This is a genomic window from Streptomyces typhae (assembly GCF_009755605.1).
GTDB classification, from domain to species: Bacteria; Actinomycetota; Actinomycetes; order Streptomycetales; family Streptomycetaceae; genus Streptomyces; species Streptomyces typhae.
Window position 1 is genome coordinate 316841 of record NZ_WPNZ01000003.1, and the last position, 15593, is coordinate 332433.

The window sequence follows — 15593 nt, forward strand, 5'->3', positions numbered from 1 at the left end:
GGCTCAGACGCGGTCGACGAGGTCCGCGATGGAGTCGACCACGTTCGAGGGGCGGAACGGGTGGCGGTCGATGTCCGCGCGGGTGGTGAGGCCGGTGAGGACGAGGAAGGTCTCCATCCCGGCTTCGAGGCCGGCGAGGACATCGGTGTCCATCCGGTCACCGATCATCGCGCTGGTCTCGGAGTGCGCCCCGATCGCGTTCAGACCCGTCCGCATCATCAGCGGATTCGGCTTGCCCGCGAAGTAGGGCCGCTTGCCGGTCGCCTTGGTGATCAGCGCGGCGACGGCTCCGGTGGCGGGCAGCGGGCCCTCCGTGGAGGGGCCGGTCTCGTCGGGGTTGGTGCAGATGAAGCGGGCGCCGCCGTTGATGAGCCGCACGGCCTTGGTCATGGCCTCGAAGCTGTAGGTGCGGGTCTCGCCGAGGACCACGTAGTCCGGGGCGTGGTCGGTGAGGACGTAGCCGATGTCGTGCAGCGCGGTCGTCAGGCCCGCCTCGCCGATGACGTACGCGGTGCCGCCGGGCCGCTGGTCGTCGAGGAACTTGGCGGTGGCGAGCGCCGAGGTCCAGATGTTGTCGACGGGGACTTCGAGGCCCATGCGGGTCAGCCGGGCCTGGAGGTCGCGGGCGGTGTAGATGGAGTTGTTCGTCAGGACCAGGAACGGCTTGCCCGACTCGCGCAGCTTCTTGATGAACGCGTCGGCTCCGGGGATCGGGACGCCCTCGTGGATGAGCACGCCGTCCATGTCGGTGAGCCACGATTCGATGGGCTTGCGCTCTGCCATGGGGTGCACTCCTGCGGTCTGCGCGAACTGAAGCTGGGGGCGCCGGGACGACGCTGTGCCGACGCCCCCAGAGTAATCATGAAGCGGTGATCTTCACCCCGTCGATCACCCAGAACCAGTTGTCGCCCCCGGTGTAACGGAACCGGACCTGCGCGGTACGGGCCCCCGCGGGGACCTGGAGCCGCAGGGACTCGGTCCGGGAGGAGGTGTCGGCCGTGTACGTCTTCACCAGGGCCGGGGTGCCGCCGTCGTAGGAGACGAGGACCTCGCCCTTCTGCGGTGCCTGGTGGCGGTAGTACGTGGTGTAGGTGAGGGTGGCCGCGGCCCCGCCCCGCACCGCGTACGCGGGACTGATCAGCGTCGAGTCGAAGGTGCCCGTGACGGCCTTGTCGGACCACTCGTCGCCGTCGGCGACGGCGAACACGTTCCGGGCCCGGATGTTGAGTTCGCGCTGCTGGTCGCGCTGGGCCCCGGTCCAGAACTCGTCGGTGGTGAAGGACCAGCCGCGCCACTCGGTGACACCGCCGCCGCCCATGCGGGAGTTGTCGACGGCCCAGCCCGCGGGCGGGGTGTGGGTGAAGCCGACGACTCCGGCACCGATGCCGCTCTCGTCGGCGGGCGGCTTCAGGGCGGCGCGCAGGGTGTCGAAGTCGTCCGGCACCGGCTGCTGGATCGCGCGGCCGTCGAGCCCCCAGGCCGGGTCGACGGCGACACCGAGGTGGACGAGGGCGCTGACGGCGACGTCGGGCATCCGCACGTCGTGACGCACCGAACCGGCGGTGACGCCGCTGCCGCGGGCGATCAGGAAGGTCTGCCGCTCGGCCCTGCTTGACCCGCCGTGGCCGCCCGCGTCGGTGTGCCCGTGGTCGGCGGTGACCATGATCAGCCAGTCCTCGGCGGCGTACCCGGCCCGCGAGGTCACGGCCGTGAGCAGCTGCCCGACCTGGGCGTCGGCGGTGCGGATCGCGTCCAGGTAGGCGCTGCTCGCGGCGCCGTGGCTGTGTCCGGCGTGGTCGATGTTGTCGAGCTGGACGAACACGGCGTCCGGGTCGGTGTCCTTGATGCGGGCGACGGCGCGCGCGGTGGTGCCGGTGTCGTACTCGGCGGACGGCGTGGAGACCCGGGCGTCGACCTTCGCCGAGAAGATCGTGTCGGTGATGGGCGCCCAGGACGACACGGCGTACGTGTTCAGGGACGGCTTCGCGGCCTCGGCGCGGGTCATGAAGTCCGGGTAGCGGGCGAGGGCGTGGCCGGTGAAGTCGTTGTTCACCACCTTGTGCTTGTCGGGCCAGACACCGGTGAGGACCGTGGACCAGCCGGGCCCCGACGAGGTGGGCGCGAGCGGGTTGGCGTAGAGGGCGCTGGGCGCGGTGAGGCCCGCCGTCATCAGGGACGTGAGGGTGGGCGCTGCGGCGTCCTTGATGCGCTGGAGCAGGGCGCCGTCGAGGCCGACGACCAGGACCTTGGGCGTCCTGGCGGCGGCGCGGGCGGAGGGGGCGAGGGGACCGGCGGAGACGGCGAGGGCGCCGAGGCCGCCGGCGGCGGCAGCGGAGGCGAGCAGCGAGCGGCGCGAGAGGCCGTGGGACACGATTTCTCCTGATGAATCGTGAGGCTGAGGGGGATGTGTGACGTGAGATGTGGGCTCTGCGGTCAGCTGCCGGTGGCGGACTTCCAGGCCTCGACGTAGGTCTTGAGGTTCTCGGAGATGTCGCCCCAGTCCGGCTGGAAGACCTCGACGCCGTCCACGATCTTGTCCAGGGCGATGGCGTTGGCGTCGGTGGCCTTGATGTCCTCGCGGGCGGCGAAGCCGCCGCCGACGGAGCTGACCTGTGCCTGTGCCTGCCTGCTGAGCAGGAAGTCGAGGAGCTTCTTCGCGTTGGCGTCGTGCGGTGCCTTGTTCACCAGGCCCGCGGCGTAGGGCAGCGCGAACGTGGTGGGCTTGTCGCCCTTCTTCGCCGGGAACCAGATGCCGAGGTTCGGCATGTCCTTGGACTGGGCGTAGTTCATCTGCACATCGCCGTTGGCGACGAGGAGTTCGCCCTTGTCGACCTTGGGGGCGAGCTTGCCGGTGGAGGCGGACGGGCCGACGTTGTTGGACTGGAGCTTCTCCAGGTACTTCATGGCGGGCTCCTTGCCGCCGAAGTCGTGCATCGCCTTGATGAGGACGGCGGTGCCGTCGCCCGCGACACCGGGCGTGGAGTACTGGAGCTTGTTCTTGTACGCGGAGCCGGTCAGCTCCTCCCAGGTCTTCGGCGCCTTGGAGCCGCCCAGCTCCTTCTTGTTGTAGATGAACCCGAAGTAGTTGTTCACGACGGAGGTCCACTTGCCGTCGGAGGCCTTGTTCGCGCCGTCGACGTGCTCGGAGCCCTCGGGCTCGTACGCCTTCAGGAGGCCCTTCTCGTCGGCCTGCTGGATGAACGGCGGGAGCGTGACGATGACGTCGGCCTGGGTGTTGGACTTCTCGCGGACGGCGCGCTGCACCATCTCGCCGGAGCCGCCCTCGACGTACTTGACCTTGATGCCGGTCTTCTTCTCGAAGTCCTTGAAGACCTTGTCGTACCAGCCGTCGCCGTTCTCGCCCTTCAGGCCGTCGGCGCTGTAGACGGTGACGACCTTGGCGTCGGAGGCGGCGGAGTCGCCGCCGCAGGCGGTGAGGCCACCGGCGAGGACGAGGCAGCCGGAGAGGGCGGCGAGCGTGCGGACGGCGGGGACGCGGGTGTGGCGGGGCATGACGTGTCGAACTCCTTACGAGTCACGGACGGGAAATGGAGAAGGAGGGGAAAGGGGGGAAAGCGGAGGGGAAAGGAAGGGTCAGCGGTACGAGGCCCGGGTGCGGATCCTCGACACGGCGAACAGGACGAGCAGCGTCGCCGCCATGAGGACCACGGCGAGGGCGGCCCCGGTGAAGGTGGCACCGCGGTCGGTGGCCGCGTAGATCCGTACGGGCAGCGGGGTCCAGTCCGGCGGGTAGAGCATCATGGTGGCGCTCAGCTCGCCCATGGACAGGGCGAAGCACAGTCCGGCGGCGGCCGTCAGGGACGGAAGCAGGAGCGGCAGCTTCACCCGCCACAGGACGTACGCGGGCCGGGCGCCCAGGGACGCCGCGGCCTGCTCGTACGCCGGGTCGAGACGCAGGATGGCCGCGGAGACCGACTGGTAGGCGAACGCCGTGACAAGAATGGCGTGCGCCAGGACGACGATCGTGGACGTGCCGTTGAGGATCACCGGCGGCTTGCTGAAGGCGACGAGGACCGCGAGGCCCACCACCACCGACGGCACGGCGACGGGCATGATGAACAGCGCGTCCAGGAGCCGCCCGCACCCCCGCGAAAGCCGTGAGGTGCCGTCCCCGCGCCGCTTCAGGGCGGCTGCGGCGAGCGCGGCCCAGGTGCCCGCGGCCAGCGCGATCAGGCTGGCGCCGAGCGCGGTGAGCAGGCTGGTGGTGAGGGCCTGGAGGGACTCGCCGCGGGTAGCGGCGGAGTAGTGCTCGGCGGTGAAGTCCGAGGGGAGCGCCCCCGACCAGTGCCCGGCGAACGACGCCGCGACGATCACGAGCAGCGGCAGCGCGAACAGCGGCAGGAACAGGACGAAGAAGACCGTCCAGGTCGCCCACTTGCCCTTGCGGCTATGCACCAGCACGGCGGCTCACCACCCGGTAGAGGCCGTAGAGGCCGACGGAGATCGCGATGTTGACCACGGCGACCACACAGGCCGCCGGATAGTCCGATTCGAGCATCGCCTTGCTGTAGACGAGCATCGGCAGGGTCGTGACGTCCTTGGCCCCGGTGAACAGGACGATCCCGAACTCGTTCAGGCACATCACCAGGACGAGGCTGCCGCCGGCGGCGAGCGCGGGCAGTGCCTCGGGCAGGATCACCTGCCGCACGACCCGCAGGGGCCGTGCCCCCAGCGAGGAGGCGACCTCCAGCTGGGCCGTGTCGATCTGGGAGAACGCGGCGAGCAGCGGCCGCATCACGAACGGCGTGAAGTACGTGATCTCGGCGAGCAGCACGCCCCACGGCGTGGTCAGGAACTGGAAGGGCCCGTCGCCGCCCGCGCCCGTGGCGTCCGTCCACAGCCCGTTGGCCATGCCCTTGGTGCCGTAGATGAACAGCAGCGCGAGGGTGATCAGGAACGAGGGGAAGGACAGGAAGACGTCGATGAACCGGGCGACGGCCTTCCCGCCGGGGAACGGCACGAACGCGATGATCAGCGCCAGCGCGAACCCGAGCACCAGACAGCCCACGGTCGCCCCGACGGCCAGCCACACCGTCGTCCCGAGCGCCTCCCGGAAGGAGGCGGACCCGAAGACGTCGGCGTACGGCTGGAGCGAGGTCCCGCCCTCGTCGGGCCGCACGGACTGCTGCACGACGAGGGCGAGGGGGTAGAGGAAGACGAGCCCGAGGAGGGCGACGGGGGGCAGGGCCCACACGAACGCGGGCACAGCGCCGCGCCGCGCCCCGGGCTGCCGTCCGGGCTGCCGCCCCGGCTGCCGCTCGCGCGACCGCAGCCCCGGCTCGCGCCGCTGCTGGGGCAGCCGCCCCCGCTGCTCCCCCTGTGGGCAATCGTCCCGCAGGGCGGGACGGGTGGGCACAGCCGAAGCCACCGGCCCACCGTCACGCAGGCGCTCAGAGGGCTCAGAGGGCTCAGAGGGCTCACCCATCGGTCACCCCTGCGGCCAGCAACACGGCATCCTCCGGAGCGAAGTGCACCGTGACGCCACTGCCCAGCGCGGGCGGCTCCCGAAGCTCCCGGACATCGGCCTTCACGGAGTGCCCCGCGACATCGACGTACACCCGGTGGGTGGCACCGCGCCACTGCACCTCGGTGACCGTCCCTTCGAGGGAGTTGGGCCCGTCCCCGAGCCCGACAAGGTGCGGCCGCACACACAGGGTGGCCCCTACCCCGGCGGCGACCTCCCCGGTGTCCACCTTCACCTCGGCCCCGCCGAGGGACACCGACCCGACCCCCACGGACACCGGCAGGAGATTCGCGTTGCCGACGAACGAGGCGGTGAACGCGGTCCGCGGCGCCCGGTAGAGCTCCTGCGGGGTCCCGCAGTCCCGCAGCCGCGCCCGGTCCATGACGGCGATCCGGTCGGCGAGGGTGAGCGCCTCGACCTGGTCGTGGGTGACGTACAGGATCGACACGTCGGGCAGTTCCCGGTGCAGCCGGGCGAGTTCGGCGAGCATCCCCGACCGCAGCTGCGCGTCGAGCGCGGACAGCGGCTCGTCGAGCAGCAGCACCCCGGGCCTGATGGCCAGGGCCCGCGCGATGGCGACGCGCTGCTGCTGACCGCCGGACAGCTCGCGCGGGTAGCGCTTGGCGTAGCCGCCCATGCCGGTCATCTCCAGGGCGTCGGCGACCCGCCCGGGGATCTCCGCCCTGGGGGCCTTCTGCGCCTTCAGGCCGAAGGCGACGTTCTCCTCGACCCGCAGGTGCGGGAAGAGCGCGTACTGCTGGACGACCATGCCGATGCCGCGCCGGTGCGGCGGCAGCGCGGTGACGTCGCGGTCACCGATGAACACCCGCCCGGAGACGGGCCTGACGAACCCGGCGACGGCCCGCAGCGCGGTGGTCTTCCCGGACCCGGAGGGCCCGAGGAGCGCCATGACCTCGCCGGGTTCGACGGTCAGGTCGAGGCCGTCGAGCACGACGTTCCTGCCGTACGCGACCGACACCGAGTCGAAGCGTATGCCGCTGCTCATCGCCCGGAGCCCCGGAGGAGCGCGGGCAGTTCGGCCACCGAGCCGAGGACGTGGGAGGCTCCGGCGTCCGCGAGGTCCTGCGCGGCGTGGGCGCCGGTGAGGACACCGGCGACGACACCGGCCCCGGCGCGCACCCCGCTGAGCATGTCGTACGCGGTGTCACCGGCGACGGCGACCTCGCGTACGGAGTCGGCGGCGCCGGTGCGCAGGAACGCGGCGAGGACCATGTCGGGGTAGGGCCGCCCGCGGCCGCCCGCGTCGGCGGGGCACAGGGTGAGGGCGACCAGGTCGCGCCAGCCGAGTGCGTCGAGGATGGCGTCCTGGGTGACGCGGGCGAAGCCGGTGCTCAGGACGACGGTCAGGCCGTCCGCCTTCAGCTCCTCGATGGCTTCCCGCGCCCCGGCGATCGGCGCGATCCGGCCGCCGTCCACCAGCTCCCCGTACGCCTTCTCGAAGGCGACGTTCGCCTGCTGGGCCCGCGCCTCGTCGCCGAACAGGTGCCGGAAGACGGAGATCTTCGACTCGCCCATGGTGGCGCGGACGTAGTCCAGCTTCTCGGCGTGGTCGGCGGAGCCCTCCTCGACACCGAGCTCGCCCGCGGCGGCGGCGAAGGCCTGCTCGACGAGGCCGCCGTCGGCGACGGTGGTCCCTGCCATGTCGAGCACGGCCAGCTTGATGTGCGCGGTGTCCGTGGTGCCTGTAGTGCTCATGGTCATTTTCCTCACCATCCCAGTTCGTCGGCGGTCTTCTCGGCGATCGCGGGCGAGCACGTCATGCCGCGCCCGCCGGGCCCGGTGACCAGCCAGACCCCGTCGCGCACCTGCTCGCGGTGGACGACCCGGGTGGTGTCGACGCACTGCGCGTACACCCCGGCCCAGCGTCGCCGGATCTTCGGCAGCGGCCGGCCCAGGAAGCCCTCGACGACCTCGGTGAGGTGGTCGTAGGGGTCTTCGAGGGTGTCGAAGGCGAAGGGGTGCTCGTACTCGTGGGTGTCGCCGATGGTCAGTCCGCCGTCGGCGCGCTGCACCATGAGGAGCTGCATCTTGTGCGCGGCCGCGGTCGGCTCCTGCGCCTGACCGGCGTTGAGGTCGTCGAGCGCGGGCGACTTGTACGCCGGGTAGTAGCGGAAGCTGTCGGCGTCGGCGACGGACGTGGTGAGCGGCTCGCCCAGCGGGGCGGTCTGCATCATCTGGAGCCGTACGCGGCGCACGGGCAGCTCGGGGGCGAGCTCGCGGACGAGGCCGCCGAGCCAGGCGCCGGTGCACAGCACGACCGCGTCGCCGGTGTGCACGTCGCCGTGGTCGTCGCGGACCGCGCCGGGCCCGACGACGTCGCGGACCTCGCGGCCGGGCAGGAAGGTGTAGCGCGGCGACTTCAGGAGTTCCTCGCGCAGCCGCAGCTGCGCGGTGCGCGGCTCGACGGCGGCGTCCCGCTCGCACCACAGGGCGGCGGTGAACTCGCCGCGCAGCGCCGGGTTGAGGCCGCGGGCCTCGGCGGCGTCGAGCAGCTTGTAGCCGCGGGCGGCGGCGTCCGGGCGGGCGAGGGCGGCCTCGGCGACGGCGCGCTCGCGCTCGTTGCGCACGAGGGTCAGTGAGCCGTTGGCGCGGAAGCCGAGGCCCGGCACGCGGGCGCCGATCCCCTCCCACAGCTCACGAGCCCGCAGCGCGGTGTCCAGCTCCTCGCCTCCCGCGCGGCCGCTGACCCATATCTGCCCGAAGTTGCGCAGCGACGCCCCGCGGGCCTCGCTCTCGCGCTCGATCTGTACGACCTCGTGGCCGCGCTCCACTGCGTGCCAGGCGTGCATGGTTCCCACCACGCCGGCTCCTACGACGATGACTCTCACGACGGCAACGCTCCTTTCGACGGGTGACCCCGTGGGGGCCGGTCGGCAACGGGACGGTGAACGGCCCATCAAGCTTGGACTAGACCCGTTATCTTTCCGTAATCATGTGGGGGTGAAGGGCGTACGGGGGCGTACCGGAAGAGAGGGTTCAACTTTCGCGGTTCAGCCTTCGCTGGCGAGGTGCGTGGTGAAGGAGAAGCGGTCGCCTCGGTAGAGGGTGCGCACGCGCTCCAGGGGTCGGCCCTCGGTGTCCCGCGAGAGGCGGTGGATCAGGAGCATCGGCAGCGCGGGCGGCGTCCCGATGAGCAGCGCCTCGCGGGGCGTCGCGAGCACGGTCTCGATGCGTTCGTCGGCGTCGCCGAAGGGGATGCCGAGCCGGTCGCGCAGATACGCGTAGAAGGACGAGTCGGGCTCGAAGTCCCGGTCCAGGCGCGGCACCCGCGCGACGGCGACATAGGTCGACTCCAGGCCCACGCGCTCGTCGTCCGCGAGCAGCACGCGCTCCATGTGCCACACGGGTTCGCCGAGCGGGGTCCCTATGTCGGCGGCGAGCGCGGCCGGGCACGGGAAGCGGTCCAGGGAGATCAGGTTGCGGCCCGGGGTGCGGCCCTGCCTGCGGACGCCCTCGGTGTAGCTGGCGAGGGACAGGGGCTGCTCCAGCTTGGGCCCCGCGACCACGGTCCCGCGGCCCTGCCGCCGCAGCCGCCCTTCGAGCAGCAGCTCGCGCAGCGCCTGCCGTACGGTCTCGCGCGCGACCTCGTAGCGCTCGGCCAGGTCGCGTTCGGTGGGCAGGGTCCTGCCGTCGCCCAACTCGTCGATGAGGCCCGCGATACGGGCCTTGACGGCGTAGTACTTGGGGATGCGCCCGTGCTCGGGGACGCCGGAGCGGATCGGCGCTCCGGGGGCCTGGTCGCGCAGGTACTCGGGCGGGGCGGCATGGGGGGTGTCGGGGGTGTTCACGGGCAGATGTTCGCACGTCGAGAAGGCCGGAAGGCCGGGCCCGTGCCGCCGGACTTGCTTCGGCTGGGGCGGCACGGGCACGGCCTTCGGGGGCGGCGGAACCGGCTGATCAGCGCCTTCTGGCCCGAAGGCGCCGAGATCCCACCACTAGGGCCACACCACCGAGGAGGACGGCGGTGGCCCCGAACCCGGGCAGGAGGCCCGAGCCGGTCTTCGCGAGTTCGCCGGGTTCCCGGCCCGGGGGCCCGGCCGCCGCGACGATGTCGAACGCGTAGTCGTTGGACGTCCCCACCCAGTCGGAGTCGCCTGCGCCGTCACCGGTGCCGCCGTCGCCGTCGGTGTGCCGGCGTACCACGGCGGCGCTCGCCACGACGCGGTCGGGCGCGGCGTCGGAGGTGAAGGCGAGGCGGACGTGGACGGTGACGGTGCGTCCGGGGCCGACGGTGAAGCCGGGGAAGCCGTCGTCGGCCGCCCCGGTGCCGCCGCCGAGCACCCCGACGTTCTCGTCCCGGTCGGTCCGCTCGAACCGCACCGGGTGCCTGCGCGCCCCGTCGTCGAACTCCAGCTGGATCTGCCGGGGGCGCAGGGTCTTGCCGCCGTCCACGAGGACGATGACGGGGTGGACGTTCCCGCAGGTGCCGTCCGTGGTGTTGGTCAGCTCCAGCGTCCAGTGCCGGAAGCCGCCGCCGGACTCGTAGGTGTCGGGGCCGCCGGTGACGCGGGTCGCGATCGGGAAGTCGTTCCCGGCCGCGGTGGCGCAGGTGGGCCGCAGGGCGGCGGCCGTGCCGCTCTCCCCCGGCCGGTCACCGGCGGCCGCCGCCACCCCGGCCACGGCGGGCGCGAGGGCGACGGCGGCGGCGACGGCGACGCCTGCCGCGAGAGAACTGCGAAGTCGCATGGGAAGCCCTTGCTGGCGTACCGGACGCACGAAGTCGCCGGGACGGCCGAACCGACGGCGGAAAGAAGCCCGTTGAGGAATCCGGCACACGGCCAGGAGCAACGGGGCGCGGCCCAGACCCTGCCACGCGTCCACCGCCCGGCACAGGCCTCACCGCGCCCCGGGACCCGTTCGGCTGGCCGATTCCCCCCTAACAGCCGATTCGTCGTCAAGTCCGATTCGTCCGCAAGTCTGATTCGTCGTCAAGTCCGATTGGCGGGACGCTGCCGGTCCGAGGGGCGCGGCCCTGCGAAGGGGGCGTGCGCCCGGCCGAAGAGCGGGGCGAGCACCAGCTGCGCCGCGCCCTCCGCGACGCCCCGGTCCCCACCGGGAGCGGCACGGACCCCGACGGGCGTACGGGCGCCCTCGCGCCGGGTGCGACCGGAGACGACGGCGCCGACACCGCGTACGAAGAGATCCTCGGCGGCGAGGACGGTCCGGCCGCCGAGCAGCACGAGGTCGATGTCGAGGAGCGCGACGAGGTTCCCGGCGGCGGTGCCGAGGACGCGCGCGGCCTCGTCGAGGTCGCCGCGCGCGACCGCCGCGAGGCACAGGGCCTCCACGCAGCCCCGGTCGCCGCACTCGCACGGCGGCCCGTCCAGCCGCAGGACCTGGTGCCCGAACTCCCCGGCGCCCGTGCGGGCCCCCCGGTGGAGGCCGCCGCCCAGGACCAGGCCCGCGCCCAGACCGGTCCCCAGGTGCAGATACGCGAAGGACTCGGCGGCCCCGCCCAGGGCGAGCCCGAGCGCGGCGGCGTTGGTGTCCTTGTCCACGACCACCGGCAGCCCGAGCCGCCCGGCGAGCACGTCCCGCAACGGATGGCCGTCCCACTCCGGGAACCCGGTGACGCGGTGCAGGACCCCGGCCTCGTGGTCGAGGGGGCCGGGCAGGGCGACGCCCACGCCGAGCACACGGGCGCCCTGGGCCGGGCCGGTGCCCGGGGGGCTTGCGGTATCCGGGGTGTCCGCGACGCCCGGGGGGCACGCGGCGTCCGGGGGACCCGCGGCATCTGGGGTGTCCGCGACACCCGGGGTGCCCGCGACGTCCTGGGCGCCCGCGGCATCTTGGGTGTCCGCAACATCCTGGGCGCCCGCGACGTCCTGAGCGCCCGCGACGTCCTGAGCGCCCGCGACATCCGTGGTACCTCCAGCACCCGCCGCACCCGCCGCACCCGCCGCACCCGCCGCACCCGCCGCACCCGCCGCACCCGCCGCACCCGCCGCACCCGCGATCAACGCCCTCACCTCCTCCGTGGCAACCGCCACCACCGCGTCCACCCCGGCCCCGAAGTCCAGCGGCGCCCGGCGCTCGGCGACCACCGTGCCGGTCAGGTCGGTCAGCACGGCGATGAGCGCGTCGCGGTCCAGGTGGAGCCCGACGGCGTACCCGGCGCCGGGGACCAGCCGCAGCGCGGTGGCCGGTTTGCCGCCGGTGGACGCGCGCCGGCCCGCGTCGGCCACCAGGCCGTCCCCGCGGAGCCGCGCGACAATCTTGCTGACGGCTTGCGGCGTCAGCCCCGTACGCGCCGCGAGCTCGGGTCGGCTCACGCCCCGGGCGCCCCCCATGGCGCCGACCGCGGCCCGCCGCAGCAGGTCGAGCACGAGCGCCGCGTTGTGCCCGCGCAGCGCCGCCAGGTTCGCCCCGCCGCCCGCGGGGCCGGTGCCCCCGCGGCTGTCGTCGAAGCGCTCTGCGTGTCCGGTGGCCTCGCTGTTCACACCCCCATTGTCGACACCGCTTGCACTTTGGCAACACCGTTGCGAAAGTGGAGGGCATGACTGAAGGCAAGAACGACCTCCGCGTGGGCCTGATCGGCTACGGCCTCGCGGGCTCCGTCTTCCACGCCCCCCTGATCGCCGCGACCGAGGGCCTCGCCCTGGACACGGTCGTCACGTCGAACCCCGAGCGCCAGGACCGGGCCAGGGCCGAGTTCGGCGCCGGTCTGCGCTGCGTGGCGGACGCCGACGAGCTGTGGGCCCGCGCCGACGAACTCGACCTGGTCGTCGTGGCGTCCCCGAACAAGACCCACGTGGCCCTCGCGACGGCCGCGCTCAAGGCGGGCCTGCCGGTCGTCGTGGACAAGCCGCTCGCGGGCACCGCCGCCGAGGCCCGCGAGCTCGCCGCCCTCGCGGACGAGCGCGGCCTGCTCCTGTCTGTCTTCCAGAACCGCCGCTGGGACAACGACTTCCGTACGCTGCGCAAGCTCATCGCCGACGGCGAGCTCGGCGACGTGTGGCGCTTCGAGTCCCGCTTCGAGCGCTGGCGCCCACACCCCAAGGGCGGCTGGCGCGAGTCCGGCGACCCCGAGGAGATCGGCGGCCTCCTGTACGACCTCGGCAGCCACGTGGTCGACCAGGCCCTGGTCCTCTTCGGCCCCGCGGTCCGCGTGTACGCGGAGACCGACGTCCGGCGGCCGGGCGCGCAGGCCGACGACGACACGTTCGTCGCGATCACCCACGCCGGCGGCGTCCGCTCGCACCTGTACGTCAGCGCGACGACCGCGCAGCTCGGCCCGCGGTTCCGCGTCCTCGGCTCGTCCGCGGGCTATGTGAAGTACGGCCTCGACCCGCAGGAGACCGCCCTGCGCGACGGCAAGCGGCCCACGGCCTCCGAGGGCAAGGACCCCTGGGGCGTGGAGCCCGAGTCGATGTGGGGCCGCGTCGGCGCAGGCGAGTCCCCGCTCACCGGCGGCGGGCGCCCAGAGCCCACCCTGCCCGGCGACTACCCCGCGTACTACGCGGCCGTGGCCGCCGCCCTGCGCGGCGACGGCGAGAACCCGGTCACCGCGCACGAGGCCGCCTCCGCGCTCGACGTCCTGGAGGCCGCGCGCCGCTCCGCGCGCGAGGGTGTGGCGGTGACGCTGTGAGCGCCGGACCGATCTACCGGGCGTCGCCCGACCCCGCGGGTGCCGCCGACTCCCCCGCCGCCCAGGCCGCCCCCTCCGTGCCCGGAGTGGCCGAACTGGAGGAGCAGGAGCGGCGCCTGACGCTGCCCCGGTTCACCCACGACGACGCGTGGGCGCTCGGCTGCCTCCTCGTGGACATGGCGCGCGAGCGCCGGGCACCGGTGGCCGTGGACATCCGGCGCGGCGGCCAGCAGCTCTTCCACGCCGCGCTGCCAGGATCGACGCCCGACAACGACGCCTGGATCGAGCGCAAGCGCCGCGTCGTCGAGCGGTACGGCTGCTCCTCGTACCTGGTGGGCAGCAGGTTCCGGGCCAAGGGCACGACGTTCGAGGAGTCCTCGCGCCTCGACCCCGACCGGTACGCGGCGCACGGCGGCGCGTTCCCGATCGCGGTCGAGGGCGCAGGCGTCATCGGCACGGTGGCCGTCTCGGGCCTGCCTCAGGTCGAGGATCACGCCCTGGTGGTGGCGGCGCTCGAACGCTTCACCGCCACCACCGGCACCGCCACCACCGGCACCGCCACCGCCACCACCGGCACCACCGGCACCGCCACCTGACGGAGCCTCGGTCCGTCCGCCGTCAGTCCTCCTGCTCCTGCGCGCGGCGGCGCACCATCACGACGAACCCGACGCCGGTGCCGACGAGCGCCGCGGCGATCGCCCCCACGAGGGCGAGCTCACCCGACGAGGTGCCGGTGTGGGCCATCTCGTGGTGGCTCTTGGACGGGTGCGGGTGCGGGTGCGCCGACGACTCGGACGGGTGCGGGTGCGGGTGCGCCGAGGACTCGGAGGGGTCCGGGCTGGGCCAGGGGTCGTCCGTGTCCGAGGGGTCCGGGTCCGGGTCCGGATCCGGGTCCGGATCCGGGTCCGGATCCGGGTCCGGGTCCGGGTCCGGCCAGTCGCTGTCCGAAGGGTCCGGGTCCGGCCAGTCGCTGTCCGAGGGGTCCGGGTCCGGGTCCGGCCAGTCGCTGTCCGAAGGGTCGGGGCCCGGGACGTCGCTGTCGGACGGGTCGGGACTCGGGTCGTCACTGTCCGACGGGCCGGGGCCGGGGTCGTCGCTGTCGGACGGCGTCGGGTCCGGGTCCGGATCGTCGCTGTCCGACGGGTCGGGGTCCGGGTCATCGCTGTCCGATGGCGTCGGGTCGGGGTCCGGATCGTCGCTGTCCGACGGGTCGGGGTCCGGGTCATCGCTGTCCGACGGCGTCGGATCCGGGTCATCGCTGTCCGACGGGTCGGGGTCCGGATCGTCACTGTCCGACGGGTCGGGGTCCGGATCGTCACTGTCCGACGGGTCGGGGTCCGGATCGTCACTGTCCGACGGGTCGGGGTCCGGATCGTCACTGTCCGACGGCGTCGGATCCGGGTCGTCACTGTCCGACGGCGACGGGTCGGGGTCCGGATCGTCGCTGTCCGACGGTGTGGGCGACGGCGACGTGCAGTCCGGCAGGTCGCCGTTGAACGGGTAGGCGTGGATCTCCTGGCCACCGCCGCCGTCGGTCCGCGAGGTGTGGGTCAGCGAGCCCACCGTGAAGAAGCGCCCGTTCATGCCGGGCAGCGTCACCGTGGTCGCGCTGCCCGGCGAGCCCACGAGCACGCTGCCCTGGAACTGCCCGCTGCCCGCGAAGTTCATGGTGCCCGCGTCCGGCACGTTCCACAGCAGCCGCTCGCGCAGACCGTCCGGCAGGGTGCCGCTGTAGGAGCGGATCGTGCGCTCGGAACCCATGAGGTTGACGAGCACGGTGGCGTCGGCGGGGATGTTCTGGAAGGAGATGCCCTGGTCGCCGCCGCTCCGGCTGACCATGTCGAAGTCGACGTTGAAGACCTGGAGGTCGGAGGTGCCGTCACCGGTGAAGACGGTCTCGTAACCGTTGTTGACCGCCGAGCCCGTGGTCTCCCGGGGCTCGTCGCCGTCGTACGCGTAGCAGTGGCTGGCCCGGGTGAGCCGGCCGGGCAGGGTGGCGTACTCGTCGCCCGCGTCCGGGTCCTGGACGGGCGCCGGGATCACCCGGCCGCTGAGCGCGCCCCCGTACCGGACGACGCCGTTGACGGAGCCCTCCTCCGCGAGCAGGCGCTGACCGGAGGCCACCGTCAGGTCCCCGCCCGCGGTGAGGAAGTCCGAGCCGTTGGGCGGCGGCACCCGGGAGCCGACGCCCGCCACGCCCACGTTGTAGACCTGGGAGACCCCGGCGCGCTTGTTCATGTCGAAGTCGCCGAGCACGACGACCTTGCCCTCGGCCTCGGCGGCCGCCTCGCGCACGCGCATGGTCTCGCCGACGAAGATGTTGATGTTCTCGTCCCGGCCCGTCACGGCGCCGTTGTTCACTTCCGGGTACGTTCCCGGGCAGGCCGCACCCTTGCAGGGGCCGAGGCCGCCGGGCAGGGGGTCGGCGACCCCCTGCCCCGCCAGGCCGCCGACCACGGCGGCGGCCGCGACGGTGACTGCCGCCGCCACATACGCTGA

The 15593-nt window shown here is 73.2% G+C and carries 14 protein-coding genes; 2 read left to right on the forward strand and 12 right to left on the reverse strand.

Features of this window, described 5'->3' with window-relative positions:
- Nucleotides 1-3: 3 nt before the first annotated feature.
- The 11 genes from GPA10_RS07955 to GPA10_RS08005 all read right to left on the reverse strand — a co-directional run bounded on the left by GPA10_RS07955 (nucleotide 4) and on the right by GPA10_RS08005 (nucleotide 11946).
- Entirely contained in the window at nucleotides 4-783 is a 780-nt protein-coding gene (locus GPA10_RS07955) for an HAD-IIA family hydrolase (protein WP_058848466.1), read from the reverse strand.
- A gap of 76 nt (nucleotides 784-859) precedes the next feature.
- Nucleotides 860-2371 carry an alkaline phosphatase family protein gene (locus GPA10_RS07960; RefSeq protein WP_343040511.1) on the reverse strand — a complete coding sequence of 504 codons (1512 nt, stop codon included), beginning with the start codon at nucleotides 2369-2371 and terminating at the stop codon, nucleotides 860-862.
- Nucleotides 2372-2433: 62 nt separating this feature from the next.
- On the reverse strand, nucleotides 2434-3513 hold the full coding sequence (locus tag GPA10_RS07965; protein WP_157164828.1) for a 2-aminoethylphosphonate ABC transporter substrate-binding protein: 1080 nt from the start codon (nucleotides 3511-3513) through the stop codon (nucleotides 2434-2436).
- Between the two features lie 81 nt (nucleotides 3514-3594).
- Nucleotides 3595-4422, reverse strand: a complete 828-nt coding sequence (locus GPA10_RS07970) for an ABC transporter permease (protein WP_343040512.1) — start codon at nucleotides 4420-4422, stop codon at nucleotides 3595-3597.
- On the reverse strand, nucleotides 4409-5293 hold the full coding sequence (locus tag GPA10_RS07975; RefSeq protein WP_157164974.1) for a 2-aminoethylphosphonate ABC transporter permease subunit: 885 nt from the start codon (nucleotides 5291-5293) through the stop codon (nucleotides 4409-4411). Before GPA10_RS07975 ends, GPA10_RS07970 begins: the two co-directional genes overlap by 14 nt.
- A 145-nt stretch (nucleotides 5294-5438) precedes the next feature.
- Nucleotides 5439-6491, reverse strand: coding sequence for an ABC transporter ATP-binding protein (locus GPA10_RS07980; RefSeq protein ID WP_157164829.1), 1053 nt, complete (start codon nucleotides 6489-6491; stop codon nucleotides 5439-5441).
- Nucleotides 6488-7201 (reverse strand): phosphonatase-like hydrolase, encoded by a 714-nt coding sequence (locus GPA10_RS07985; protein ID WP_425505686.1) that lies wholly within the window; start codon nucleotides 7199-7201, stop codon nucleotides 6488-6490. The genes GPA10_RS07980 and GPA10_RS07985 overlap by 4 nt, the downstream gene beginning before the upstream one ends.
- A gap of 11 nt (nucleotides 7202-7212) precedes the next feature.
- The gene (locus GPA10_RS07990) at nucleotides 7213-8334 is read right to left on the reverse strand and encodes a TIGR03364 family FAD-dependent oxidoreductase (protein WP_343040513.1); all 1122 of its coding nucleotides are present in this window, start codon (nucleotides 8332-8334) and stop codon (nucleotides 7213-7215) included.
- A 162-nt stretch (nucleotides 8335-8496) separates the two neighbouring features.
- Nucleotides 8497-9294, reverse strand: a complete 798-nt coding sequence (locus GPA10_RS07995; RefSeq protein ID WP_343040514.1) for a GntR family transcriptional regulator — start codon at nucleotides 9292-9294, stop codon at nucleotides 8497-8499.
- A 109-nt stretch (nucleotides 9295-9403) separates the two neighbouring features.
- Nucleotides 9404-10192: a hypothetical protein gene (locus tag GPA10_RS08000; protein ID WP_157164832.1), complete on the reverse strand. Its 789-nt coding sequence runs from the start codon at nucleotides 10190-10192 to the stop codon at nucleotides 9404-9406.
- Nucleotides 10193-10434: 242 nt separating this feature from the next.
- The gene (locus GPA10_RS08005) at nucleotides 10435-11946 is read right to left on the reverse strand and encodes an ROK family transcriptional regulator (protein WP_425505687.1); all 1512 of its coding nucleotides are present in this window, start codon (nucleotides 11944-11946) and stop codon (nucleotides 10435-10437) included.
- Between the two features lie 56 nt (nucleotides 11947-12002).
- On the opposite strand from GPA10_RS08005, the gene GPA10_RS08010 reads away from it, so the two are divergent.
- Nucleotides 12003-13094 carry a Gfo/Idh/MocA family oxidoreductase gene (locus tag GPA10_RS08010; RefSeq protein ID WP_157164833.1) on the forward strand — a complete coding sequence of 364 codons (1092 nt, stop codon included), beginning with the start codon at nucleotides 12003-12005 and terminating at the stop codon, nucleotides 13092-13094.
- 77 nt (nucleotides 13095-13171) lie between these two features.
- Nucleotides 13172-13690 carry a heme-degrading domain-containing protein gene (locus GPA10_RS08015; protein ID WP_343040546.1) on the forward strand — a complete coding sequence of 173 codons (519 nt, stop codon included), beginning with the start codon at nucleotides 13172-13174 and terminating at the stop codon, nucleotides 13688-13690.
- A gap of 22 nt (nucleotides 13691-13712) precedes the next feature.
- Here the strand turns inward: GPA10_RS08015 and GPA10_RS08020 are convergent, their stop codons facing one another.
- On the reverse strand, nucleotides 13713-15584 hold the full coding sequence (locus GPA10_RS08020; protein ID WP_343040515.1) for a choice-of-anchor A family protein: 1872 nt from the start codon (nucleotides 15582-15584) through the stop codon (nucleotides 13713-13715).
- Nucleotides 15585-15593: the final 9 nt, after the last annotated feature.